At 48.3% G+C, this 22,954-nt stretch carries 27 protein-coding genes and 1 tRNA gene; 9 read left to right on the forward strand and 19 right to left on the reverse strand.

What is annotated here, in order from left to right:
- Positions 1-20 precede the first annotated feature (20 nt).
- Positions 21-3,866, reverse strand: a complete 3,846-nt coding sequence (locus GXP22_05765) for a DUF3683 domain-containing protein (GenBank protein NOX08984.1) — start codon at positions 3,864-3,866, stop codon at positions 21-23.
- Positions 3,867-4,071: 205 nt separating this feature from the next.
- On the opposite strand from GXP22_05765, the gene GXP22_05770 reads away from it, so the two are divergent.
- Complete coding sequence (locus GXP22_05770; GenBank protein ID NOX08985.1) at positions 4,072-4,311, forward strand: DUF4160 domain-containing protein; 240 nt, start codon at positions 4,072-4,074, stop codon at positions 4,309-4,311.
- On the forward strand, positions 4,271-4,534 hold the full coding sequence (locus GXP22_05775) for a DUF2442 domain-containing protein (protein ID NOX08986.1): 264 nt from the start codon (positions 4,271-4,273) through the stop codon (positions 4,532-4,534). Before GXP22_05770 ends, GXP22_05775 begins: the two co-directional genes overlap by 41 nt.
- Positions 4,535-4,654: 120 nt before the next feature.
- On the opposite strand, the gene GXP22_05780 is transcribed toward GXP22_05775, so the two are convergent.
- The 9 genes from GXP22_05780 to GXP22_05820 all read right to left on the reverse strand — a co-directional run bounded on the left by GXP22_05780 (position 4,655) and on the right by GXP22_05820 (position 9,874).
- A complete protein-coding gene (locus GXP22_05780) occupies positions 4,655-5,200 on the reverse strand; it encodes a transposase (GenBank protein ID NOX08987.1) in 546 nt (181 codons plus the stop codon).
- 148 nt (positions 5,201-5,348) lie between these two features.
- Entirely contained in the window at positions 5,349-5,750 is a 402-nt protein-coding gene (locus GXP22_05785; protein NOX08988.1) for a type II toxin-antitoxin system HicB family antitoxin, read from the reverse strand.
- A gap of 298 nt (positions 5,751-6,048) precedes the next feature.
- Positions 6,049-7,155 carry a porin gene (locus GXP22_05790; protein ID NOX08989.1) on the reverse strand — a complete coding sequence of 369 codons (1,107 nt, stop codon included), beginning with the start codon at positions 7,153-7,155 and terminating at the stop codon, positions 6,049-6,051.
- 138 nt (positions 7,156-7,293) lie between these two features.
- Positions 7,294-7,503 carry a BrnA antitoxin family protein gene (locus tag GXP22_05795; protein NOX08990.1) on the reverse strand — a complete coding sequence of 70 codons (210 nt, stop codon included), beginning with the start codon at positions 7,501-7,503 and terminating at the stop codon, positions 7,294-7,296.
- Complete coding sequence (locus GXP22_05800; protein ID NOX08991.1) at positions 7,496-7,792, reverse strand: BrnT family toxin; 297 nt, start codon at positions 7,790-7,792, stop codon at positions 7,496-7,498. Before GXP22_05800 ends, GXP22_05795 begins: the two co-directional genes overlap by 8 nt.
- A gap of 394 nt (positions 7,793-8,186) precedes the next feature.
- Positions 8,187-8,260, reverse strand: a tRNA-Gln gene (locus GXP22_05805).
- A 77-nt stretch (positions 8,261-8,337) separates the two neighbouring features.
- Entirely contained in the window at positions 8,338-8,730 is a 393-nt protein-coding gene (rpsI, locus tag GXP22_05810) for a 30S ribosomal protein S9 (GenBank protein NOX08992.1), read from the reverse strand.
- Between the two features lie 24 nt (positions 8,731-8,754).
- Positions 8,755-9,183: a 50S ribosomal protein L13 gene (rplM, locus tag GXP22_05815; protein NOX08993.1), complete on the reverse strand. Its 429-nt coding sequence runs from the start codon at positions 9,181-9,183 to the stop codon at positions 8,755-8,757.
- Between the two features lie 382 nt (positions 9,184-9,565).
- On the reverse strand, positions 9,566-9,874 hold the full coding sequence (locus GXP22_05820; protein NOX08994.1) for a (2Fe-2S) ferredoxin domain-containing protein: 309 nt from the start codon (positions 9,872-9,874) through the stop codon (positions 9,566-9,568).
- Between the two features lie 86 nt (positions 9,875-9,960).
- Here GXP22_05820 and GXP22_05825 point away from each other — a divergent pair, with 86 nt between their 5' ends.
- Entirely contained in the window at positions 9,961-11,214 is a 1,254-nt protein-coding gene (locus GXP22_05825; GenBank protein ID NOX08995.1) for a (Fe-S)-binding protein, read from the forward strand.
- 49 nt (positions 11,215-11,263) lie between these two features.
- A complete protein-coding gene (gene coq7 / locus GXP22_05830) occupies positions 11,264-11,908 on the forward strand; it encodes a 2-polyprenyl-3-methyl-6-methoxy-1,4-benzoquinone monooxygenase (protein NOX08996.1) in 645 nt (214 codons plus the stop codon).
- A 109-nt stretch (positions 11,909-12,017) separates the two neighbouring features.
- On the opposite strand, the gene GXP22_05835 is transcribed toward coq7, so the two are convergent.
- A complete protein-coding gene (locus GXP22_05835) occupies positions 12,018-12,431 on the reverse strand; it encodes an OsmC family protein (GenBank protein NOX08997.1) in 414 nt (137 codons plus the stop codon).
- 267 nt (positions 12,432-12,698) lie between these two features.
- Between GXP22_05835 and crp the strand changes: the two genes are divergently transcribed.
- Complete coding sequence (gene crp / locus GXP22_05840; protein ID NOX08998.1) at positions 12,699-13,328, forward strand: cAMP-activated global transcriptional regulator CRP; 630 nt, start codon at positions 12,699-12,701, stop codon at positions 13,326-13,328.
- Between the two features lie 21 nt (positions 13,329-13,349).
- On the opposite strand, the gene trpC is transcribed toward crp, so the two are convergent.
- Genes trpC through rpe form a run of 6 tightly spaced genes read right to left on the reverse strand, consistent with a single transcriptional unit; the run spans position 13,350 to position 18,674 of the window.
- Positions 13,350-14,153, reverse strand: coding sequence for an indole-3-glycerol phosphate synthase TrpC (gene trpC / locus GXP22_05845; GenBank protein NOX08999.1), 804 nt, complete (start codon positions 14,151-14,153; stop codon positions 13,350-13,352).
- Between the two features lie 42 nt (positions 14,154-14,195).
- Positions 14,196-15,212 (reverse strand): anthranilate phosphoribosyltransferase, encoded by a 1,017-nt coding sequence (gene trpD, locus GXP22_05850; protein ID NOX09000.1) that lies wholly within the window; start codon positions 15,210-15,212, stop codon positions 14,196-14,198.
- A 3-nt stretch (positions 15,213-15,215) separates the two neighbouring features.
- Entirely contained in the window at positions 15,216-15,806 is a 591-nt protein-coding gene (locus GXP22_05855) for an aminodeoxychorismate/anthranilate synthase component II (protein NOX09001.1), read from the reverse strand.
- On the reverse strand, positions 15,800-17,290 hold the full coding sequence (locus GXP22_05860) for an anthranilate synthase component I (GenBank protein NOX09002.1): 1,491 nt from the start codon (positions 17,288-17,290) through the stop codon (positions 15,800-15,802). Before GXP22_05860 ends, GXP22_05855 begins: the two co-directional genes overlap by 7 nt.
- 5 nt (positions 17,291-17,295) lie before the next feature.
- Entirely contained in the window at positions 17,296-17,967 is a 672-nt protein-coding gene (locus GXP22_05865) for a phosphoglycolate phosphatase (protein NOX09003.1), read from the reverse strand.
- Positions 17,968-17,981: 14 nt separating this feature from the next.
- Positions 17,982-18,674: a ribulose-phosphate 3-epimerase gene (gene rpe / locus GXP22_05870; protein ID NOX09004.1), complete on the reverse strand. Its 693-nt coding sequence runs from the start codon at positions 18,672-18,674 to the stop codon at positions 17,982-17,984.
- A gap of 137 nt (positions 18,675-18,811) precedes the next feature.
- Between rpe and GXP22_05875 the strand changes: the two genes are divergently transcribed.
- From GXP22_05875 to GXP22_05890, 4 genes are all read left to right on the forward strand, one after another.
- Positions 18,812-19,600 carry an alpha/beta fold hydrolase gene (locus GXP22_05875; GenBank protein ID NOX09005.1) on the forward strand — a complete coding sequence of 263 codons (789 nt, stop codon included), beginning with the start codon at positions 18,812-18,814 and terminating at the stop codon, positions 19,598-19,600.
- Positions 19,601-19,758: 158 nt separating this feature from the next.
- A complete protein-coding gene (locus GXP22_05880) occupies positions 19,759-20,052 on the forward strand; it encodes a hypothetical protein (protein ID NOX09006.1) in 294 nt (97 codons plus the stop codon).
- A 447-nt stretch (positions 20,053-20,499) separates the two neighbouring features.
- Entirely contained in the window at positions 20,500-21,306 is an 807-nt protein-coding gene (locus GXP22_05885) for a response regulator (protein NOX09007.1), read from the forward strand.
- A gap of 128 nt (positions 21,307-21,434) precedes the next feature.
- On the forward strand, positions 21,435-21,794 hold the full coding sequence (locus tag GXP22_05890; protein NOX09008.1) for a DNA-binding protein: 360 nt from the start codon (positions 21,435-21,437) through the stop codon (positions 21,792-21,794).
- 80 nt (positions 21,795-21,874) lie between these two features.
- Here the strand turns inward: GXP22_05890 and GXP22_05895 are convergent, their stop codons facing one another.
- Together GXP22_05895 and GXP22_05900 are read right to left on the reverse strand one after the other, a co-directional pair.
- Positions 21,875-22,330 (reverse strand): TerB family tellurite resistance protein, encoded by a 456-nt coding sequence (locus GXP22_05895; protein ID NOX09009.1) that lies wholly within the window; start codon positions 22,328-22,330, stop codon positions 21,875-21,877.
- A 44-nt stretch (positions 22,331-22,374) separates the two neighbouring features.
- Positions 22,375-22,950 (reverse strand): general secretion pathway protein GspB, encoded by a 576-nt coding sequence (locus GXP22_05900; GenBank protein ID NOX09010.1) that lies wholly within the window; start codon positions 22,948-22,950, stop codon positions 22,375-22,377.
- Positions 22,951-22,954 lie beyond the last annotated feature (4 nt).

Raw genomic sequence — 22,954 nt, forward strand, 5'->3', positions numbered from 1 at the left:
AAACCAGGAACCCCTGCCATCTACAACAAGATACGCTCGATACCACCGGCCTTAACACGTTCAACAAAGGCCTTGTCCCAACCAGAGCCGAGGATCTGTTCAGCCATCTCGACCACGACATAATCCACCTCTAGCGCATTATCATCCTGATAACGTGACAAGCCCTGCTGACAGGCGGGACAAGAGGTTAACATCTTGATATTGCTTGAATTATCTCTTGAACGAAGCGTAGCCATCCCGGCTTCAATCTCCTGCTGTTTACGGAAACGCACCTGCGAGGCGATATCAGGGCGCGAGACTGCAAAGGTGCCCGCCTCACCACAACAGCGATCCGACAATAGCACCTCCTGCCCCATCAAATCACTAACCAGTTGCACCGGGTCGCGGGTCTTGATGGGCGAATGGCAAGGATCATGGTAAAGATATTGCTGTCCCTCAAGTGCCTCCAGTTTCACCCCCTTATCGAGCAGGTATTCATGGATATCCAGCACCCGACAACCGGGGAATATCTTTTCAAATTCATAGCGTTGCAGTTGGTCAATACAGGTACCACAAGACACCACTACAGTCTTGATATCCATATAATTCAGCGTGTTAGCAACACGATGAAATAACACCCGATTATCCATCGTAATCTTATTCCCACGCGCCTCATCACCCCCGGCACGCTGCGGATAACCACAACAGAGATAACCGGGGGGTAACACCGTCTGCACACCCAGATCATACAACATCGCCATAGTCGCCAAACCCACCTTACTAAACAGACGCTCAGAACCACAACCAGGGAAATAAAACACGGCTTCGCTGCTCTCGGTAACCTTCGCCGGATCACGCAACACCGGGATCATGCTGGCATCCTCCACGCCCAGCAAGGCACGCGTGGTCTGCATCGGCAAAGCCGAGGGCAAGGGACGATCAAAGAAATGAATCACCTGTGCCGTTACCCCACGAGGTCGCGCACGCAGGGCGGCATCACCCTTGCGACGTTGCGGCAACAGACGTTTCAAGATTTGGTAGCCCAGACGCTGCCCGGCAAAACCCCACTCGGCTACCGGCTTGCGTAACCAGCGAATGGTGCGTGAATCGGTGGCGTTAAGAAACGCCATCGCCACCCGCGTCAGGATCGAGCTACGCTTTTTGCCTCGTGTCTTCAGTATCTTGCGCATACGCATGGAGACATCGCCAAAATCAATATTGACCGGACACGGCGTGACACAGCGATGACAAACGGTACAGTGATCGGCGACATCATTCATCTCATCAAAGTGGCGAATCGAGATCCCGCGCCGGGTTTGCTCTTCATAAAGAAAAGCCTCGATCATCAAACCAGTGGCAAGAATCTTGTTACGCGGTGAATAAAGCAGATTGACACGCGGGCTATGCGTGGTACAAACCGGCTTGCATTTACCGCAACGCAGACAATGGCGAATATCATCATTCAACAGCCCCAGTTCACTCTCTTCCAGTAATAGCGCTTCCTGCTGCACCAGACGCAAAGACGGGGTATAGGCATTCTCCAGCCCCGAACCCGCCATCAACTTACCGCGATTAAAATGCCCGCCAGGATCAACCTTATGTTTATAACTGGCAAACGCCTCCACCACATCAGCATCCAGATAGCGCATCTTGGTCAGCCCAATACCATGCTCACCCGAGATCACACCATCCAGTTCACACGCCAGCGCCATCACTCGGTCAACAATCTCCTCCGCCTGTTGCAGCATGACATAATCATTCGAGTTAACCGGGATATTAGTATGCACATTACCATCCCCGGCATGCATGTGGGTCGCCACAAACAAACGCGAGGAACGCCATTTATGATGAATTTTATCCATGCGCGCGCGCACTACCTCCAGATCACTACCGGAGAAGATTTCCTTCAATGGACGTTCGACCTCAGCACGATAAGAGATACGCAGGTCATGGCGTAATAACAAAGAGATCAGTTGATCACCGACCTGTGCCCGTGCCTGCACCTCGTCGGGCAGCCATTGCGCATGATCCTCAGCGGCATCATCGAGATGATCGAGTATGCCCTGCCAGCAGATTTTTACCTGCTGCAAATGAGACAGGGCGGCATCCTGCTTGGCCTGTAATATACTGCGGCCTTCCTCACTATCATCCAGCAGACTGAGTTGCTGTAGCTCACAACCATCCTGTTGCAGACACACCAGCACCTCGTCCACCATAGATAACTTGTTACGCATGGAATATTCGATATTAATCCGTTCGATACCCGCGCTATAATCCGCCAGGCGCGGTAGTGGAATCACCACATCTTCATTGATCTTGAAGGCATTAGTGTGTGCAGCAATGGCAGCGGTACGACTACGATCCGCCCAGAACTGGCGTCGAGCTTCCGGGCTGGTAGCAATAAAACCCTCGGCATCACGCTGGTTTGCCAGCCGCACAATCGCAGAACAGGCCTCCGCCACCCTATCTTCATTATCCCCGGCGACATCCATTACCAACACCATCTTTGGTAACTCTCGACGCGCTGCCTTGGTGTTATAGTCCACCGCACGCACATAGCGTTCATCGAGGTGTTCCAACCCCGCCAACAGACAATCACCACGCTTATTCAGATAATCAATGGTCTCAACGATTGCTGGCACCGAGCGTTGTAGGTCATTACCAAAGAACTCCAGACACAAGGTACGGATATGTGCGGGCATACGATGCACAATAAACACTGCCGAGCTAATCAGCCCATCACAGCCTTCCTTTTGTACCCCCGGCAGACCACCAAGGAATTTATCAGTAACATCCTTACCCAGACCGACCTTGCGCAAAGAGGCGCCCGGCATCTGCAACAACTCAGGCTCACCCATCGGGGTTTCACCATCCAGATGATAACGGGTGACACGAAACACCACCTCTTCCTGCTCATGAATCTTACCCATATTATGGTTCAGGCGTTCCACCTCCAACCACAGACCATCGGCATCCACCATACGCCAGGACACCAGGTTATCCAGCGTGGTTCCCCATAATACCGCCTTCTTACCACCGGCATTCATTGCCACGTTACCACCAATGGTGCAGGCATCCTGTGAGGTTGGATCAACGGCGAATATATAACCCGCTGCCTCCGCCCGCTCTGCCACACGCCGTGTCACCACACCCGCCTCGGCACGTACCGTTGCCACCTCGCCATCAACCCCGGGCAAGGTGCGCATCTCAACCTCGGTCACTGCCTCCAGCTTTTCAACATTGATAACCACACTGTCATCATGCAGTGGGATCACACCCCCGGTATAACCCGTGCCACCACCACGCGGAATAATGGTCAGACCCAATTCCACACAGCTACGCACCACCAGAGCCAGCTCCGCCTCGCTGTCCGGTGTCACCACCACAAACGGCAGTTCAACACGCCAATCCGTTGCATCGGTGGCATGTGAGACCCGCGCCATGCCACTAAAATCAATATTATCCTTACGCGTCACCCGGCGCAGATAATGTCGCAGCCGTTTACGCAGATCATTGGTGCGCGGAAACCACGCCTCAAACTCAGCCACCGCCTTACGCGCTCGCTCCACTAGCTGTAGTGCCAGCACATTACCATCGGCACGCGCCACAATCTGATCCAGCCGATGATTAAGCGCCTGCACCAGGGCATCAAAACGCTTACGATTATCCAGCAGATCATCTTGTAAATAAGCATTACGATGCACCACCCACAGATCACCCAACACCTCCAGCAACATTCGTGCCGAACGCCCGGTGCGACGCTCACCCCGCAATTGATTAAGGATCGCCCACATCTCCGGCCCGAGGATGCGCAAAACGATCTCACGGTCTGAAAACGAGGTGTAGTTATAAGGGATTTCGCGAATACGCGTAGTAGTTTCAGTCATGCGGATATTATACAACGTAGGGTGCGCACTGCGCACCATCGTTTATTTCAGGGTGTTGGTGCGTGGTACGCACCCTACCTTGATACACCCACCGGTAGGGTGCGCATTGCGCACCATCGTTTATTACTGAAATTATCAGCCTTTTATGCTAGCCTTAATTTGAATACAAAACGTATGGATACAACGCTCAACTTAAGAATAAGACATGAGCCCAACGGTTTTCAGAGAGGGTGGCTACAGGTTCTTTTTCTTCTCTATGGAAGAAGACCGCATGCATGTTCATGTGATCTCAGGCAATGGAGAAGCTAAATTCTGGCTTGAACCTGACATTCAACTCGCTAAAAACCACCATTACTCAACCAAGCAATTAAGAGAAATCGAATCACTAATAAAGGGACATTACAATGAGCTCATTAGCGCATGGCGACAACTCTTTAACCGTTGAGGTTACAAATGTTTCAGCACATGGAATATGGCTCCTGGCACACAATAAAGAGCTATTCATGCCTTATGATGATTTCCCCTGGTTTAAAGATCAAACAATCAAATCCATCATGCACGTTAAAGAAGTATCCCCCGGCCACTTCTATTGGCCCGATATTGATGTAGACTTAACCGAGGAAAACATTAAACACCCACAACATCTCCCACTTAAATCAATACGATAATTAATACCCCACCAGTAGAGCCATTGGTGCGTGGTACGCACCCTACCCGGAGCAGTACCCATCGGCGGGGATGCATGATGCATGATACCCACCGGTAGGGTGCGCATTGCGCACCATTGCTTATTCTCCAAACCCCTCGCTCTCTATATCCACATTGGCACCCCAATCCATTGAATAAACGCCTGCTTTCACCCATCGATGAAAAGACGAATAAGGCCATTCATTTACCGAACAAACCAGACCATGCTTCACCGGATTATAATGCAAATAATCCATACAATGACGATAGTCCCGCTCGTCACGTATACGGTGCTCCCAAAATCGCCGTTGCCACACGGCATGCTCGTTACGACTTTTTCTCGAAAAATTCACCGCAGGCATATCAAGCCCACAGGCAATAAATGCTCGGCTACAAGCGGCTTTTATTAAACCAATCCTCCTGGAATAATTTACATCCCCATCCGGCATCGTCCAGATAAAATGAATATGATCAGGCAGGATCACACAGGCATCAATAGCAAATGGATAACGCTGCTTCACATCCCTTACCACAGAACGCCCAATCATAATATGATTGGGCTGCGCAAGGAATCTGCGCCTTTTATGGGTAACAACAGTAAAGAAATAACTCGCTCCGCCCGTATAAACACGACGATATTCAGACATCATACACTCCCTTGTATTAATAATATTCCCTTATATAACGTCCAAATCATAAACCGTAAGCATGATGCATACAACCAGTAGGGTGCGCATTGCGCACCGTGGTTTATTTCAAATGGTGTTGGTGCGTGGTACGCACCCTACCTTATTTTTAATGATGTACAGCCATGTATTCTGTAACAGCCTGTGCAAGCAGCCCCGAACGAGACTCACCATGCTTTTTTGCATATTGATCCATGATACTCAACAAGTTTTCAGGCACGGTTATATTAACCCGCCTTGACTTAACAGAAAGTTTACTTATATCCACATCCACCATTGCCCACACACCATTCTTGAATGCCAGATTTTTTTGATGTTGTTCAATAGCCGAACTCAATGGAACAGGATCACTATCAAGAAGAAGCCCTTCAATATGACATTTAATGGCCTCCTGGATCATCTCAATCGCCTCTTCCATTGATGAAGCTGCGGTATAACAACCTGGGATATCAGGAACCGTAACACCATAATCCGAGCCCTGATCTTTATGAATTACAACAGGATATTTCATCAATTTATCTCCATACCCAACCCGCCTGTCGATAGATACTCTTTGGTGTGGTGAAACACCCACCCCTCTTTTTTAAGTCGTTTGATTAGCTCTCGACTACTCATGGTGTGTATAATACACACCATGAGTAAAAATTCAAGGGGACAACAAACCTGAACGATTGTTTGGTGCGTGGTACGCACCCTACACGGATAAATACCCGCCGGTAGGGTGTGCATTGCGCACCATTATTTATTCCAGGCAATAAAAAACGGAGCCCGAAGGCTCCGTCTTATACTTCAATACTGAACGAGTCAGCTTAGAAGTTGTGACGCATACCAAAAGTCACTACATCAGTTTCACCTGTTGCATCAAAGTCCTGCTGTACAAAACCACCATAAACCATGGTGCGTTTGCTCAGCTTATGAGCAGCCGCCAGAGTCCATGACTTGTAACCAACATTCTGGTTATGGTCGTTGTCATCGCCCTGACCCAAGTTGAATACAACCGTGGTGTTACCCAGCGCCATAGAAGCACCTAAGTACCAAACGTCAGCACCGGATACATCGTTAGCTGATGCCTTGGTGATTGCGCCCTGTGCCGCTACGGCAGGACCAACACCATCCGCAATATAAGGAGTCGCTGCAGCAACAGCAGAAGAAGTACAAGCACCGCTCTGTACATTCACACAAGCTTCCTTACTATTGGAGATCAGACCACCATCACTTTCGTACTGTCCGTAAAAGGTCAGGCCTTCCATTGCATTAAACTTACCACCGATCTTCCATACGGAATCATCACCACCATCGTTAGATGACAGGTAATCAGTAAAGACCATAACAGGACCGTTCTTGTAAGAAGCACCAACACCAAAGGTGTCATTACCCTGAGTACCATCGGAATCAGAAGCATCGAAGCTGTAATCAGCTGTAACCTTTACACCGTTGTAGTTGTTGCTATCAAAACGGATGTGCTTGTTCATACGACCACCGACTTCACCCGCGCCAGAATGCAGTTTGGACTGCAGACCCCAGCTACGACCCTGAGCAGAGGTACGATACAGTGGATCAATCGCTGCACCATGAGATTTGTAGGAGCTAGAAATAGTACCCATACGAACCTGACCGAAGTTACCCTTCAAACCAACCCACTGATCACGATCGATCTGGTTCTTGTCACGCTCGGATGCATCAATCTGAATCTCAATCTTGTAGATTGCCTTCAGGCCATCACCTAAATCTTCAGAACCCTTCATACCAATCATTGAGGTATTGGAGTTCATGTTGATATCATCAGTGCCATTTGCAGCACTATCAATCGCATCAATACTCAGATCGATACGACCATATACGGTAGGGGCTGCCTGTACGCCAATCGCACCTGTCAGCAGCGCAGCAGTTGCTACAGCTAAAATCTTCTTATTCATTTATATCTCCTAATTCCGACACCCGGAATAAATTAAATTATCTAACGCGGAGAACTTTAGCCCATAAAAAACAACAAAGCAACACCTTTTTGCAAAAAAAACAACAGGTGTTGTTTTGTGTTGCGTTAATGCAACAGATTAGATCCAGTTCATGTTTAGCTTACGATGTTTACCCGCACAATCTCTGAGATAAAGATTTATTAAATTCTGATAGGGAATATCTACATCTTCTGACATGCCTTTAAAGTAAGCGATAGTCTCTTCATCCAGACGAATCGTTATTTGCTTTTTTATCTTTTTAGCATAGGGGTTCTTTACCGAATTTGAAAAATCATAATTTTTACGCATGACGAAAATCTCTATACTGTTTGGCTTCAAACTTATCGGCTTGACGAGCTGTAATAACCCTTATCTCATTATTACTGCCCCTATAACAATGACACACCACTAAAAGCCTCACTAACCGACTAACGCCTATAAGAATATATCTGTCCTCATCGTATGAATGATCTGGATCTGATATCAAGCGCGCATAATCATCTGCAAACACCGTTTTAGCCTCTTCGAAGCTAACGCCATATTTCTTCCGGTTTAATTGATTCTTTGTCTCATTCCATGAGAACATCATATCATCCATAACTACAGTATAACTATATTATAATTATAATCAAACACCCCTTTCAGCCAGAGACAGACATAGGGTCAAAACAAGAGTTGGTGCGTGGTACGCACCCTACCGAAGCAATACCCAACGGTGGCGGGGTACATGATGCATATCAATACCCACCGGTAGGGTGCGCACTGCGCACCAGCAACTATTCACCAGCCAATAAAAAACCCGGACAAGCCGGGTGTGTTTGGCTGGCGAACAAGGATTATTCGCCACTTCCCTGTGGCTCTCCCCTACGGGGCCAGCGTCGCTTCGCTCCACTGTTCAAAATCGCTCCCGGCGATTTTGTCGAACCCCTATTGAACAAGGTTCTCACCCTTATTCACCAGCCAATAAAAAACCCGGACAAGCCGGGTGTGTTTGGCTGGCGAACAAGGATTCGAACCTTGATTAGCGGAGTCAGAGTCCGCTGTCCTACCGTTAGACGATTCACCAAAATCACAGGGGCAGATCTAAAAAAGGGGGACAGACCTAAGGTCTGTCCCCGACTGACTTCCACCCCAACAAGCAGATTAACGCTTGGAGAACTGTGTTGCGCGACGAGCCTTACGCAGGCCAACTTTCTTACGCTCAACCTCACGGGCGTCACGAGTAACAAAACCAGCGCGGCGTAAAGTCGGACGTAATTCACCATCATATTCCATCAGTGCGCGAGTAATACCATGACGAATTGCACCCGCCTGACCACTACCACCACCACCACGGACAGTCACCATAATATCAAAGGTATCAGCCATATCCACCTTCTCTAATGGCTGGCGAACAACCATGCGAGCGGTCTCACGAGCAAAATATTCATCCAGTGGACGACGGTTTACTGTAATGCTACCTGTACCCTTACGCAGAAAAACACGCGCGGCTGAGCTCTTGCGCCGACCGGTACCGTAATATGTTTCTTGTGCCATATCAATCAAGCCTATTCTATATAATTAAATGTCTAACGGCTGAGGCTGCTGAGCGGTATGTTGATGTTCCGCACCTGCATAGACCTTAAGCTTACGGAACATTGCACGACCCAGCGGGTTCTTTGGCAACATACCCTTAACTGCCTTCTCAATAATCAACTCTGGTGATTTGGCCTGTAAGGTCGCAAAATTCACCGATTTTAGATTACCAATATATCCTGTGTGGTGATGATACATTTTTTTCTCAGCCTTACGACCCGTTACCGTAATCTTTTCAGCATTAACAATAACAATGTAATCACCTGTATCGACATGAGGCGTATATTCCGCCTTATGTTTGCCACGCAAGCGGTGCGCAACCTCGGTTGCCAGGCGACCCAAGGTCTTGCCTGTTGCATCAACCAAATACCAATCGCGCTTTACCGTTTCCGATCTGGCACTAAACGTTTTCATGGAACTTACTCCGAAACCCATCAACAAAGAAGCGGAATCTTACCAGATGAAGGGACTCTTGTACAAGCCGGAATTGATAATAATTTAGATATTCAGACAAAAAAAAGCCCCACAAAGGATAGTGGGGCTAAAAAATTCCACCTACTATGGAGGATGGAGGAGTCTGATCAACCAGTACTTGGGGGCTGGTTAATCAGTATGTAAGTATTTTCTAATATTCTAACTCTCTTGTCAACTATTATCTGCAATATTGTTGTGACTGCAGCAGGCAATAATAATTCCCCCAAAACAAAAAAACATGGTGCGCGGTGCACACCCTACCGTTAACCCTGGTACGCGGTGCATACCCAACCGTGGTAGGGTGCGCATTGCGCACCAACTCTTATACACGCAAACGCTCGACCACGCGCCCGCCGATAAGATGCTCCTGTATGATCTCGTCAATATCTTCTTTATCGACGTAGCGATACCAGATTGCTTCGGGATAAACCACCATCACCGGGCCTTCAGCACAGCGGTTCATACAGCCTGCGGTATTAATACGTACCCCGGCTTGATTACCCAAGCCCTGGGTTTTACAAGCTTGCTTCATGTAATCCCTTATAGCCTGAGCACCAAAACGCTGGCAACACTCACTACCATCGGCACGCTGATTGGTACAAAAAAACACATGGTAACGATAATAGGACATCGAATTTCCTCTTTGAGTGATAAATACAGGATTCCTTCATCAGGACTATATTATAATAGCTCCGGCTAGACACACCAAACCTGATCATGGGAACTGCGAAAATCTCTCTTCTTAAACACTCGACACATACAGACTCGATTAAACAGCTCCTCGCAGCCAGCAATCAGTGCGTCATGTGTGCCCTGTGCTTGCCTCATTGCCCTACCTACCGCATTACTCTCAATGAAGCAAACAGTCCAAGGGGGCGTATTGCCTTAATGCGAGCCCTACTGAAACGAGAGATTCCGCTAACCAATAAGGCACTGCAACACCTCGAGCAATGTATGCACTGTCTTAATTGTGAGGCAATGTGCCCATCTAAAGTCCCGTTTTCTCAACTCATTAGCAACACCCGGCAGCAGCTACCCCATCAAACCCGGTCATATTGGCATCGTCTGATAGCCTGGTTATTAACTAAACCCTGGTTATTAGACAGCAGCCTGACACTGTTAAGCTACACGCCCACCTGGATACGCCGCATAACCAATAAAAGTAAACTCGCTATCGGCTTAGATTGGAACCCCAAAAACCTGCCCCGATTAAAGAGGTTTTATCCTGCTTTGCACCAACAAAGTGGGCAGGTGCAGTTATTTACCGGATGCATGAAGGGCATAGACAAGGCTAATATCCATGCCGCTATCAAACTCCTAAACCACATCGGCTACGATGTCAGCATCCCCGCAGGTCAGACCTGTTGTGGCAGTTTTCATCAACACCATGGATTTCAGCAACAGGCGCAGGCACTGATACGACAAAATAATACCCGCCTGGCTAATAATAAGGGTCTCATTACCTTATCGCTCAATAGCGCCTGTAGCACCCAGCTACAACACAACAATGATGGCAACCATAGCCCGCTCGATATTATTTACTTTATTCAACGCCACCAATCACAAGACATCGCCTTCTCCGCCTGTCATAAGCGTATTGCCATCCACCTACCTTGCTCGGCAAGAAACAGCCTGGGACAAGATCGTGAGATTATTCAGATACTCCAACAAATCCCCTCCATTGAACTATTTGAACTGCCCCGGGAAGGTGCGTGCTGTGGAGCCGGCGGAGCCTACTTCATTACCCAGACCGATATGGCAACACAGGTACGACAACCATTAATCGAACAACTGTGTTCGCTGCAGGTCGATATCGTCGTTAGCTCTAATATTACTTGCGCTCTGCATATAAGGAATGGCATTCTTGAAGCTGGGCTGGATATTGAAGTCATGCATCCGGTTCGTTTGTTGGCGCAACATCTGTTGATGCGTGCTACTCCGACGAATGGATTCCCGCCTGCGCGGAAATGACAGACCCTCGGGAATGACAAAACTGTAGAAACGATAACAAGGTACACTTATGTCACAACGTAAACTCAACCCCTTCGATCACATTGTTCTCGGTGTCGATCAGGCTCTACGGACGATCTGGGGAAAACCGCAATCAACCGGTCGAGAGAACCCCGCTAATCGTCACAGCGAAGGCGAGATGAACGAGAGCGAACGGGTACAGACTGCCAGCCTGATGCGCATCAACCATGCCGGTGAGGTCTGTGCCCAGGCACTGTATCAGGGACAAGCACTAACAGCAAAACTGGATCATGTGCGTGAGCGCATGGAAGAAGCCGCTAATGAAGAGAATGATCACCTACTGTGGTGCGAACAACGCATCAAGGAACTGAACAGCCATACCAGCTACCTGAACCCAGTGTGGTACGCCGGCTCTTTTGCCATTGGTGCCACCGCCGGCCTGATCGGAGATCGCTGGAGCCTCGGTTTTGTTGCCGAGACTGAGCATCAGGTAGTCAAACACCTGGATGGGCACCTGCAACATCTACCCGAGACCGACCACAAGAGTCGCGCCATTCTGCAACAAATGAGTGAAGATGAAGAACGTCATGGTGCCAGCGCCGCTCAGGCCGGGGGTATCGAGTTACCCGCACCGATCAAATTAGGCATGAAGATAAGCTCGAAGATCATGACTGCGTTGGCGGGGAAGATATAGATGGTACGCAGTGCGCACCCTACCGTAACCGTCATTCCCGCGTAGGCGGGAATCCATTAAGATCCCCGCCTGCGCGAGGATGACAGCGTAACCCGACAAGACGCAAACATCATGCCTCAATCACATAATCGTGGGTGATCTCGGCGGCCTTTGCCAACATGATTGAGGCCGAACAATACTTTTCTGCCGATAGCTCAACCGCCCGCTTAACATGCTTTTCAGACAGCCCATCACCCTTGATAATAAAATGCACATGAATATGGGTAAACACCTTAGGCACCTCATCGGTACGTTTTGCCTCAATCTCAACCACACAATCGGCGACCGGTTGACGCGCGCGCTTGAGGATATGCACCACATCAAAAGCAGTACATCCACCCATACCCAGCAATAACATCTCCATCGGGCGCACACCCAGGTCACGCCCACCATTTTCGGGTGGCCCATCCATCACCACAGCATGCCCACTGCCCGACTCACCAATAAAAGTGGCTTCTTCTACCCACTTGACCCGTGCCTTCATAACAAACTCCTTGCCTAGTATTTGGTGCGCGGTGCGCACCCTACCGTTATAGGGATTATATACATTGAGACCTTTGCACGAAACAGACACGAAAGAAAAATAAGCTGAAATTTTACTGATTGAGGCAGGGAACGCAGTTAATAGCGAGCTATTGACAAGTTTTCTAACGAAAAGCAGTGAGATTTCAGTCATTTTTACTCGTGATTGTTTCGTGCAAAGGTCTCAATGTTAGACATTAGGCGAAGCCTTGCTTACACTGTCAGCATGATGAAAGTAAATGACTTGCAAGAAGCATCTCTTAATCTCTTTCTGGAACACTGCCACCGCAGACGTTACCCGGCCAAGACTGTTCTGATCTATGCTGGTGATAAACCCGATGTCCTCTATTATATTATCAAGGGCTCCGTCACCGTATTGTTTGAAGATGAAGAAGGCCATGAGATCGTTTTGGCTTACCTTAACCCAGGCGATTTCTTTGGTGAAATGGGTATGTTTGGGCAAGATGCAACCCGTAGTGCCTGGGTGCGCACCCGGTTGGAATGTGAGATTGCCGAGATTAGCTATAGTCAATTTCGTCTGCTCGCCAAGCAAGACTCCGAGATATTATTTAACCTCGCCTCACAGATGGCAACACGGCTACGCAACACCAGCCGCAAGGTCAGTGATCTTGCCTTCCTGGATGTCACTGGTCGCATCGCCCGCGCCCTGCTCGATCTGTGCCAACAGCCCGATGCCATGACGCATCCTGAAGGGATGCAGATCTCGATTACACGTCAGGATTTAGGCAAGCTAGTCGGTTGTTCCAGAGAGATGGCAGGCAGGGTCATCAAGGCCTTGACCGAACAGGGACTGGTGAGCAGCACCGGAAAAAAGATTGTTGTATTCAATCCCCGGTAAGGTGCGCATTGCGCACCCTCATTATGGTACGAAAAACAACTCCTGCAAACGGGCACCCGGATCATCCGCTCGCATAAACGCTTCACCAACCAGGAAGGTATGCACGTCATGTGTGCGCATACGTTGCACATCCTCAGCACTATGAATCCCACTCTCGGTAACAACTAAGCGATCATCAGGAATATCCGCTAATAAATCTATCGTTGTTTGCAGGTCGGTCTCAAAGCTACGCAGGTTACGATTATTAATACCGATCATAGGCACAGGAAGCAGCAGCGCACGCGCCAGCTCATCAGCATCATGCACCTCAACCAACACATCCATACCCAACTCAATCGCTAACTGTGCCAACGCCAGCATCCGAACATCATCCAGCACAGCAACAATCAACAGAATGCAATCTGCACCCATCGCGCGCGCCTCATAGACCTGATATGGGTCGATCATAAAATCCTTACGCAATACCGGCAGCTCACAGGCCGCCTTTGCCTGTAACAGGTATTCATCGGCACCCTGAAAAAAATCAATATCCGTCAACACTGATAGACAAGCCGCACCACCACGCGCATAACTCTGTGCAATCTCAGCAGGATGGAAATTCTCACGCAACAGTCCCTTACTCGGTGATGCCTTCTTGATCTCAGCGATCACTGCTGCCTGTCCATTTTCTATTTTTTGACGCAAAGCCTGAACAAAGCCCCTCGGGGCTGAGGCACCAGCGACCTGAGCACGCAGCTCATCCAGACTCACCCGCGCCTGTCGCTCGGCAATCTCTTCGCCCTTGCGTTGTAATATACGTTGCAGAATATCCGGAGTATTTGACATCATTTTTACCTTTAGTAAATGGTGCGCAGTGCGCACCCTACCTCACATAGATTGTGTCAATCGCACCAGTGCTGCCAGGCGTTCACCGGCAGCACCACTATCCACCAACTCAGCCGCACGCACCACACCGGCCTGCAAGCTATCCACTAGATTCGCAGCATAAATTGCCGCACCGGCATTAAGCAGAACAATATCCCGCGCAGCTCCCTTATCTCCAGCAAACACCGACTTAATCATTGCCAGACTCTTATCTGCATTCGCCACCACCAGTGCCTGTGCATCTCCACGCTGTAGACCAAATTGCTCCGGCGTAACGCTATAACAACGGATCTCACCATCACGCAACTCTGCCACCTGGGTTGCCGCACTGATACTGATCTCATCCAGGCCATCATCCGCATGCACCACCAGCACATGATGACTACCCAAACGCTGTAACACCTGCGCCAAAGGCTTCAACCACTGCTCACTAAACACACCCAATACCTGATTCGGTGCCGTAGCAGGATTGGTTAATGGCCCCAGCAGATTAAACAGAGTGCGTACACCCATCTCCTTGCGTGGACCAATCGCATGCTTCATCGCACTATGATGATGCGGTGCAAACAGAAAACCCACACCCAGTTCATTCACACACTGCGCCACCTGCGCTGGCTCCAGATCCAGATTAACCCCGGCTGTCTCCAGCACATCAGCACTACCACAACTACTGGAGACCGAACGATTACCATGCTTGGCAACCTGCCCACCTGCCGCTGCTACCACAAAGGCACTAGCAGTAGAGATATTAAAAGTAGACAGACCATCACCACCGGTACCACAGGTATCGACCAGGTGATCCCCGCTCAACGCCACGGGTGTTGCCAGATCACGCATTACCTGCGCGGCAGCCGCCAGCTCATCCACCGTCTCACCCTTCATGCGCATGCCAATCAGAAAACCGCCAATCTGTGCCTCGGTTGCCTGCCCGGTCATAATCAGACGCATCACCGATGTCATTTCTTCCGAGTTCAAATCCCGACTGTCTGTCACCGCACTAATCGCTGCCTTCATATCCATCAATCAATCCCCTGCTTTCATCTGCAAAAAGTTTTTCAATAGATCATGCCCATATTGGGTCAAAATAGACTCGGGATGAAACTGCACCCCCGCCACCGCCAGGTCTTTATGTTGCACACCCATGATCTCATCGAGATTACCAGCCTCATCTTCAGTCCAGGCCGTTACTTCCAGACAATCCGGCACACTCTCCTTATCAATCACCAGGGAATGATAACGGGTTGCCTCGAAGGGCATGGCAAGCCCCTCAAAGACGCTTTTATTACTGTGATAAACCGCAGAGGTCTTACCATGCATAATCTGCCCAGCACGCACAATCTTACCGCCAAAGGCCTGAGCAATACTTTGATGCCCAAGACAAACCCCCAATAAGGGTACCTTGCCAGCAAAATAGCGAACTGCCTCCACCGAGATACCCGCTTGATCCGGCGTACAAGGCCCGGGAGAGACAACGATATGTTCCGGTTCCAGTTGTGCAATCGCCGACAGCGTAATCTGATCATTACGATAGACCTGCACATCGACACCCAGCTCACCCAGATATTGCACCAGGTTGTAGGTAAAGGAGTCATAGTTATCAATCATTACTAACATGACTTACCCCCTGCGCTCGCCAACGCCACCGCACGAAAGATGGCTCGACCCTTGTTCATAGTCTCTTCCCATTCATTAGCCGGTATTGAGTCGGCGACAATTCCGGCACCCGCCTGAATCGACAACTCACCATTACGGATCACCGCGGTGCGAATAGCTATCGCAGTATCCATATTGCCCGACCAGGATAAATAACCCACGGCTCCGGCATAAATCCCTCGCTTGATCGGCTCCAGCTCTTCGATAATCTCCATCGCCCGGATCTTCGGCGCACCACTCACCGTGCCTGCCGGGAAGGTTGCTCGCAGTACATCCATTGCCGATAGCCCAGGGCGAATCTGGCCGGTCACATTAGAGACAATATGCATCACATGGGAATAACGTTCGATCAGCATCTTTTCCGTTAATTGCACAGTGCCAATTTGACTCACCCGACCCGCATCATTACGCCCCAAGTCAATTAACATCAGATGTTCTGCCAGTTCCTTGGGATCGGCCAACAGGTCTTGTTCATATTGACGATCCTGCGCCTCATCCATACCGCGCGGACGTGTCCCTGCGATAGGACGCACAGTGACCTCTTCATCTTCTAATCGCACCAGAATCTCGGGGGATGAACCCACGATATGAAAATCACCCAGATCCAGATAATACATATAAGGGGAGGGGTTCATTCCACGCAAGGTACGATAGAGTTTAAGGGGTGAATCAGTATATGGAATGGTCAGGCGTTGAGACAACACCACCTGCATAGCATCACCCGCAACTATATATTCTTTAATCCGATCAACCGCTGCCTCAAATTCAGCACGTGAAAAACCAGAGATAAAATCACTCTCCTGGATTTCCGTAGTGGCGGTAGCCGAATGATTATCATAGGGTGCGGTAAAGGGTTGGTGTAGACAAGCAACCAGTTCATCCAATCGCGCCTGAGCCTGAGCCCAGGCATCGGGCTGTGCAGGATCGGCATGCACCACCAGCATCATCTTACCGGCTAGATTGTCGAACACCACAATCTCATCCGAGACCATCAACAGAATATCCGGGGTTGCCAACGGATCCTGTTTTTGACTACCCGCTAGACGCGGCTCCACATAGGCCACCGTATCGTAGCCAAAATAACCGACCAGACCGCCACTAAAACGCGGTAGACCGGCGACCTCAGCCACCTGATATCGTGCCTGGAAAGACTCAATCCAGGCCAGTGGATCTGCCACCTGATGGGACTCGATTACCTTACCGGACTCCACCAACTCAACCTGTTGCCCGGAGATACGCAACAAGGTCTTGCAGGGCAAACCAATAATGGAGTAACGCCCCCACTTCTCACCGCCCTGCACCGATTCAAACAGATAGGAATAAGGCCCAGCCGCCAACTTCAGATAGATACTGAGCGGGGTATCCAGATCAGCCGACACCTCTCGCATCACCGGGATGCGATTATAATCCTGCTTTGCCAGTTGTTTAAAAGATTCCGGGGTCATTGATATTACCCTTCCAATACTTCACCTAATTGGGCGAGTGAATCAATCACCAGGTCTGGATTCTCATCCCGAATGTCATTGCCATGATTATAACCGTAAGGCATACATACAATCTGAAAACCTGCCGCCCGTGCCGCCTTCACATCACTAACGGAATCACCCACCATCAAACAATCGGTGGGTTCCACTCTGAAATAACGTGCCGCATGAATCAAGGGTGCCGGATCCGGTTTTTTCTTGTCTAGCGTATCGCCACAAACCACCAGCGCAAAGTAATCATAGATGTTCTTTTCCTTTAATAATGGAATGGTAAACTGCTCGGCCTTATTGGTAATACAGCCTAAGTGGTAATCATTATCCTTGAGGAAATTCAGACCCTCGATAACACCCGGATACAAGGTACTGCGTTGACTGGTGTTTTCTGCATAGAGCTCCAGAAAGATCGGATAGGCCTGATCAAGCAGCGCCTTATCCGAATCACCATCCAGCGTCCCGGTCAGGGCACGTTGAACCAATCGTTCGACACCATTACCCACCCAGTTACGCACCTCATCTTCACCACAAACGGGTCTATCCAGACGCTTCATCATCTCATCAATGCAATAGGTGAGATCAGGTACGCTATCAATCAGCGTACCATCCAGGTCGATTAATACTAAATCAGGTTTTTTTATCATCGTTCAGTCAAGCCCTATACCGCTGCCTTTGCCAACTCACTGCGCATCGCACCGACCACAGTATCATAGACATTCTTATCATCACTATTAGCCGCACCAAAGATGGCAGAACCAGCAACAAACATATCCGCACCCGCTTCAGCGATCTCACGGATGTTATCCACCTTCACACCACCATCAACCTCAAGGCGAATATCACGACCACTGGCAGCAATAATCTTGCGTGCCTCACGCAGCTTATCCAACGTTGCCGGAATAAAGCTCTGACCACCAAAGCCTGGATTCACTGACATCAACAACACCAGATCCACCTTATCAATCACATAACGCAAATGATCCAGTGAGGTAGCGGGGTTAAATACCAGACCGGACTTACAACCCTCATTTTGAATCAGTTGCAGGCTACGATCGACATGTTCAGAGGCCTCAGGGTGAAAGGTGATATAACTAGCACCGGCAGCAGCAAAATCCGGGATGATTCGATCCACCGGTTTCACCATTAAATGAACATCAATTTCGGCAGTAACACCGTGTTTACGCAGGGCATCACAGACCAAAGGACCAATGGTCAGATTAGGCACATAATGATTATCCATTACATCAAAATGGACAATATCCGCACCTGCGGCCAGGACATTATCCACCTCTTCGCCCAAACGCGCGAAGTCCGCCGAAAGAATTGATGGCGCAATCTTGAAATCTGGCATAATCTAAAATCTCCAATTGATAAAATACAAGGCCGTTTGGCAAAGAGGGCAACTTTACCGCATTTTGCCTGTATTTTCAGCATTCACCTAATAATTTAATCAATACCCTGTTCATTACCGGCTAATAGAGAGACATAATGAAAGCTCATCACCTTCTGGCATTTATTGCATTATTATCAATCGTCCCAGCCAGTTACGCATCAGATCTCGAAAAAGAAAAACGCTGGTCAGAACAAATCACTAATGCCATCCTGGTTGGTGAAGCTCAATGGCTTGAGGATCAACAGGGTAAATTTCTGACCATTTATAGTGAATCCAATCGCAGCCACGTCAAAGGAGCTGTCATTATCCTGCACGGTATGGGTGCCCACCCTGACTGGCAAGATGTCATCTACCCGTTACGCACCCGACTACCGGATGCAGGCTGGGCCACACTGTCCATACAAATGCCGATCCTGCCAAATAGTGCCAATCAAACAGAATACTTACCCTTATTTGATGAAGTTCAACCACGCATACAAGCCGCCATCAACTTTCTGGAACAACAAAAACAGGGCCCGATTATCCTGCTGGGTCATAGTCTGGGGGCAACAATGGGGGCGCATTATCTTGCCAACACCCCAAAAAACAAGATTCAGGCCTTTATCGCTATCGGTATGAGTAGTAGCGATACAGATCCTAAATTCAATAATGCAGAGCACCTGGCAAAGATCAACATCGCCATACTGGATCTCTACGGCAGCCAGGATCTTGATGGCGTATTAGACTCCGCTAAAAAACGCAAAAGTGCCGCCAAAAAAGGGGCTAACAGAGCATACAGACAAATAAAGGTTGAAGGAGCCGATCATATGTTCAATGGTCTGGATGATGAATTATTACAGATTACAGGTAGTTGGCTACACAAGGTCATACGCAACCAGCGATAACCCGCACAAACACTACGTTAACCCTTCTTGCCATATGATAAATCTACCTCTATAACTATGGGACATCTCTATTAATTGCTTATGTCCTCTGTCCTAAAGAGATCCCGTTTACGTCCGCTACAGTACACAGCAGACAGGTGATAAATAAGGAAAACGTTATGGCGCAAAGCCCCAACCCGAACATTGGTGACTGGTACACGACTCTGGATAAAGAAGCCTTCGAGATTGTGGCTGTTGATAATGATGATGACACCATTGAGATACAATATTTCGATGGCACCGTTGCCGAATGGGATCTGGAGACATGGATGGAAATGGAAATATCAACCTCCGCACCACCAGAGGACTGGTCAGGTTCACTGGACATCGCACGAGAAGACTACGGCGTTGATCTTGAACGACACTGTGCTGATTCACAGGATGTACTAAGTATTATTGACAGGGAACTCTAACCCCCCCCAATGAATCCCTTATTGACTCACGGGTAAAAACCATTAAACATTGCTTATTATTGGACGCTACTCTTAACAAGAGACCGCATAAATAAGGAGCAATGAATATGAACATTATTTTTGACATGTGTAGTTATCAAACTGTGGTCCCGGCAGATGAATCACAAATGCCAAGATCCCCTTATGAAAAACTGGAAGCAGATATTCGTCTACAGTGCGTTGAAGCAGAGACGAATGACAACACCTTAGTAACGACAAACATTTATGCAGAAGGCATTGATCATTTTCTACAGCGCATGTAATCTCCAACAAACCATTAAGACAAAGGCAATGTGAACCAATTATTCACATTGCCTTTCATTTGCACGTTTACAAAATACCCCTCAACCGTTACTGTATTGACTCGGCGCAAATACCAATGACCTGAAAACAAAGAAATAATCAGTTATGAACCAACTTGGCATACAAGATTTATCCATTACTGTAATAGAACCCTCTTCCGTACAGGGAGGCATTATTACCCAGCACCTTGAAAACCTGGGTATTCGTAGCATTACTCTTGTTAATGATGGACGATCCGCTCTGGCACAGATACAACAGTTCCTGCCCGACCTGATTATCAGCACTATGTATCTACCGGATATGAGTGCTACCGAGGTATTAGAAACCTTACGCAACCAGCCTGAAACCGAATCCATCGCCTTCATGCTGATATCCAGTGAAACATCATTTGCCATGCTCGATCCCCTGCGACAAGCCGGAATCATCGCCATTCTGCCCAAACCATTTACCCCGAAAGACCTATCAAACGCACTCAACTCAGCCATTGAATTTATTGACCCGGATAACCATATACTGGATGAAATCCAGCTTGAGGATCTGTCGCTATTAGTCGTTGATGACAGCGCCCTTGCTCGCAAACATATATCACGCGTACTCAATGGCCTCGGTATTGAAACGATTCAACAGGCCTGTGATGGAAAAGAAGCCATCAAACTCATTGAAAAAAACTTTTACGACTTAATTGTTACCGACTACAATATGCCGGAAATGGATGGTGAAGAATTAACACGATACATCCGCGACAATAGTTCCCAACGCACCATCCCCGTCCTCATGGTCACCAGTGAAGAAAACGAAAGTCGTCTTGCTGCCGTGCAACAGGCTGGGGTGTCCGGCATCTGTGATAAACCCTTTGATACGAGCACTGTCAGAGATTTAATTTATCGCATATTAAAAGATGCCGAGACATAAAACCGGGGTCAGACCCCGTTTATTGTAAAAAAATAGGCAATATTCATCAACAAACGCTTTACCCATAGCCTTATTGTGCTATCTTAGCTCTGTTATAAAATTTCATCACAATACAGAGGAGTTGTGGCATGGCTGTAAAGAAAAAGGTTGTTAAAAAGAAAGCTGTTGCAAAGGCACCGAAAAAAGCGACCACAAAATCAGAAACTATTACCTACTTGTCAGAGAAAACCGGTTTAACCAAAAAAGATATTAATGCGGTATTTGATAATCTGGGCGTTTTAATTAAACGAGATATCAAGAAGAGTGGCCCAGGCGTATTCACTATTCCCGGTCTGCTAAAAATAAAGACGGTACGGAAACCTGCAAAACGTGCGCAAAAGAATGTACCTAATCCATTCAAGCCTGGTGAGTTTACCGACCGCCCGGCAAAACCGGCTCATACTGTCGTGAAAATTGCAGCACTTAAGGCATTAAAAGATATGGTCTAAAATTTCAAGGGGTCAGAGCTCTTGAAAAGAATAAAGGGGGCAGACTTCAAGTCTGCCCCCTTTTTTTGGCTAACTCTTTTTCAAGAGCTCTGACCCCTTGAAATTCGGTGCTTTGCCTGCAGGTAATCGCGGTGACTCACATATAACAGATCTGCCAGTTTACGCATCAGATATTCTTCGTAGCGATCTAATCGGCCATCAGCATAGGCGACTCGCCATAACATCTCGATTAATTGTATCTTTCTGCCCTGATCAAAGTGCTGATTAATCAGACGAGTAAACTGATGCAGGGAGGATGATTCATCGACCGCTGTTTTAGCCAACTCGGATAAATCACGCGATTCTTCTTCCGAAAAATTAAACACCTCAGATAATGCAACCCGTACTGCCTCATATTCTTGCTCAAAGGCATCGGCATCAGCCCTTACCATCTCAATCAACAAAGCGGCGGCGGCCATCTTTAATGCGGCATCCGAATCTTCAACAACATCACTGACGATGTATTGTGTAATAAAAGCCTTAAGACTAACAATCATAAAAGCCCACCTTGTTCTATAGCATTATTCTCTTGTCACCGACCTCATGGTCGCCGAATTTTGTATTGCTCACCTGAGTAGGATAACACCACACCATCCGATACAATAGCTTCAATGACAGGACCTATAGCCAGCTGATCAGATTCATGATATTTATTCAAATCGACCAGAATAAACCGCCGCGTGGCATCACTGGAGTAAACATGTACATCCAGCTTGGGATAAGGCAATTCTGCACGTAACGATGATGGCAACTCATCCCACCATAAAACTTTACCATAAGGATCAGAAGGTGTATGGACGGCTATTATTTCAACGACTGGCTCAACAACGCTTACCTCCGAAGAAGGGGCTGATAAAACAGTAGAGGGCTGCGTTAGCGGCTGTAATACCACCGCCTCTTTTACCACAACAGGGGATACATGTGGCACCACAACATCTTTCGTCAACAACCAATATAGCAGGCCAATTATTACCAATAACAGGATAACAATTATCGGCATCGCCCATACCGGGGCACGGCTATCAGCCACAGATCCCTGTATCGTATTAACACCCGGCACCTCAGTCTGCCTTCTTGACTGATCAGACTTCTTTAATGCTTCCAGGATATATGACATAAAC

The organism is Gammaproteobacteria bacterium (assembly GCA_013151035.1).
Lineage (GTDB): Bacteria > Pseudomonadota > Gammaproteobacteria > JAADJB01 > JAADJB01 > JAADJB01.

Excerpts from the sequence above, each read along its gene's own strand:
- GXP22_05765 (NOX08984.1), bottom strand. The coding sequence starts at position 3,866 with ATGACTGAAACTACTACGCGTATTCGCGAAATCCCTTATAACTACACC.
- GXP22_05770 (NOX08985.1), top strand. The coding sequence starts at position 4,072 with ATGAGCCCAACGGTTTTCAGAGAGGGTGGCTACAGGTTCTTTTTCTTC.
- GXP22_05775 (NOX08986.1), top strand. The coding sequence starts at position 4,271 with ATGAGCTCATTAGCGCATGGCGACAACTCTTTAACCGTTGAGGTTACA.
- GXP22_05780 (NOX08987.1), bottom strand. The coding sequence starts at position 5,200 with ATGTCTGAATATCGTCGTGTTTATACGGGCGGAGCGAGTTATTTCTTT.
- GXP22_05785 (NOX08988.1), bottom strand. The coding sequence starts at position 5,750 with ATGAAATATCCTGTTGTAATTCATAAAGATCAGGGCTCGGATTATGGT.
- GXP22_05790 (NOX08989.1), bottom strand. The coding sequence starts at position 7,155 with ATGAATAAGAAGATTTTAGCTGTAGCAACTGCTGCGCTGCTGACAGGT.
- GXP22_05795 (NOX08990.1), bottom strand. The coding sequence starts at position 7,503 with ATGCGTAAAAATTATGATTTTTCAAATTCGGTAAAGAACCCCTATGCT.
- GXP22_05800 (NOX08991.1), bottom strand. The coding sequence starts at position 7,792 with ATGGATGATATGATGTTCTCATGGAATGAGACAAAGAATCAATTAAAC.
- rpsI (NOX08992.1), bottom strand. The coding sequence starts at position 8,730 with ATGGCACAAGAAACATATTACGGTACCGGTCGGCGCAAGAGCTCAGCC.
- rplM (NOX08993.1), bottom strand. The coding sequence starts at position 9,183 with ATGAAAACGTTTAGTGCCAGATCGGAAACGGTAAAGCGCGATTGGTAT.
- GXP22_05820 (NOX08994.1), bottom strand. The coding sequence starts at position 9,874 with ATGTCCTATTATCGTTACCATGTGTTTTTTTGTACCAATCAGCGTGCC.
- GXP22_05825 (NOX08995.1), top strand. The coding sequence starts at position 9,961 with ATGGGAACTGCGAAAATCTCTCTTCTTAAACACTCGACACATACAGAC.
- coq7 (NOX08996.1), top strand. The coding sequence starts at position 11,264 with ATGTCACAACGTAAACTCAACCCCTTCGATCACATTGTTCTCGGTGTC.
- GXP22_05835 (NOX08997.1), bottom strand. The coding sequence starts at position 12,431 with ATGAAGGCACGGGTCAAGTGGGTAGAAGAAGCCACTTTTATTGGTGAG.
- crp (NOX08998.1), top strand. The coding sequence starts at position 12,699 with ATGAAAGTAAATGACTTGCAAGAAGCATCTCTTAATCTCTTTCTGGAA.
- trpC (NOX08999.1), bottom strand. The coding sequence starts at position 14,153 with ATGTCAAATACTCCGGATATTCTGCAACGTATATTACAACGCAAGGGC.
- trpD (NOX09000.1), bottom strand. The coding sequence starts at position 15,212 with ATGGATATGAAGGCAGCGATTAGTGCGGTGACAGACAGTCGGGATTTG.
- GXP22_05855 (NOX09001.1), bottom strand. The coding sequence starts at position 15,806 with ATGTTAGTAATGATTGATAACTATGACTCCTTTACCTACAACCTGGTG.
- GXP22_05860 (NOX09002.1), bottom strand. The coding sequence starts at position 17,290 with ATGACCCCGGAATCTTTTAAACAACTGGCAAAGCAGGATTATAATCGC.
- GXP22_05865 (NOX09003.1), bottom strand. The coding sequence starts at position 17,967 with ATGATAAAAAAACCTGATTTAGTATTAATCGACCTGGATGGTACGCTG.
- rpe (NOX09004.1), bottom strand. The coding sequence starts at position 18,674 with ATGCCAGATTTCAAGATTGCGCCATCAATTCTTTCGGCGGACTTCGCG.
- GXP22_05875 (NOX09005.1), top strand. The coding sequence starts at position 18,812 with ATGAAAGCTCATCACCTTCTGGCATTTATTGCATTATTATCAATCGTC.
- GXP22_05880 (NOX09006.1), top strand. The coding sequence starts at position 19,759 with ATGGCGCAAAGCCCCAACCCGAACATTGGTGACTGGTACACGACTCTG.
- GXP22_05885 (NOX09007.1), top strand. The coding sequence starts at position 20,500 with ATGAACCAACTTGGCATACAAGATTTATCCATTACTGTAATAGAACCC.
- GXP22_05890 (NOX09008.1), top strand. The coding sequence starts at position 21,435 with ATGGCTGTAAAGAAAAAGGTTGTTAAAAAGAAAGCTGTTGCAAAGGCA.
- GXP22_05895 (NOX09009.1), bottom strand. The coding sequence starts at position 22,330 with ATGATTGTTAGTCTTAAGGCTTTTATTACACAATACATCGTCAGTGAT.
- GXP22_05900 (NOX09010.1), bottom strand. The coding sequence starts at position 22,950 with ATGTCATATATCCTGGAAGCATTAAAGAAGTCTGATCAGTCAAGAAGG.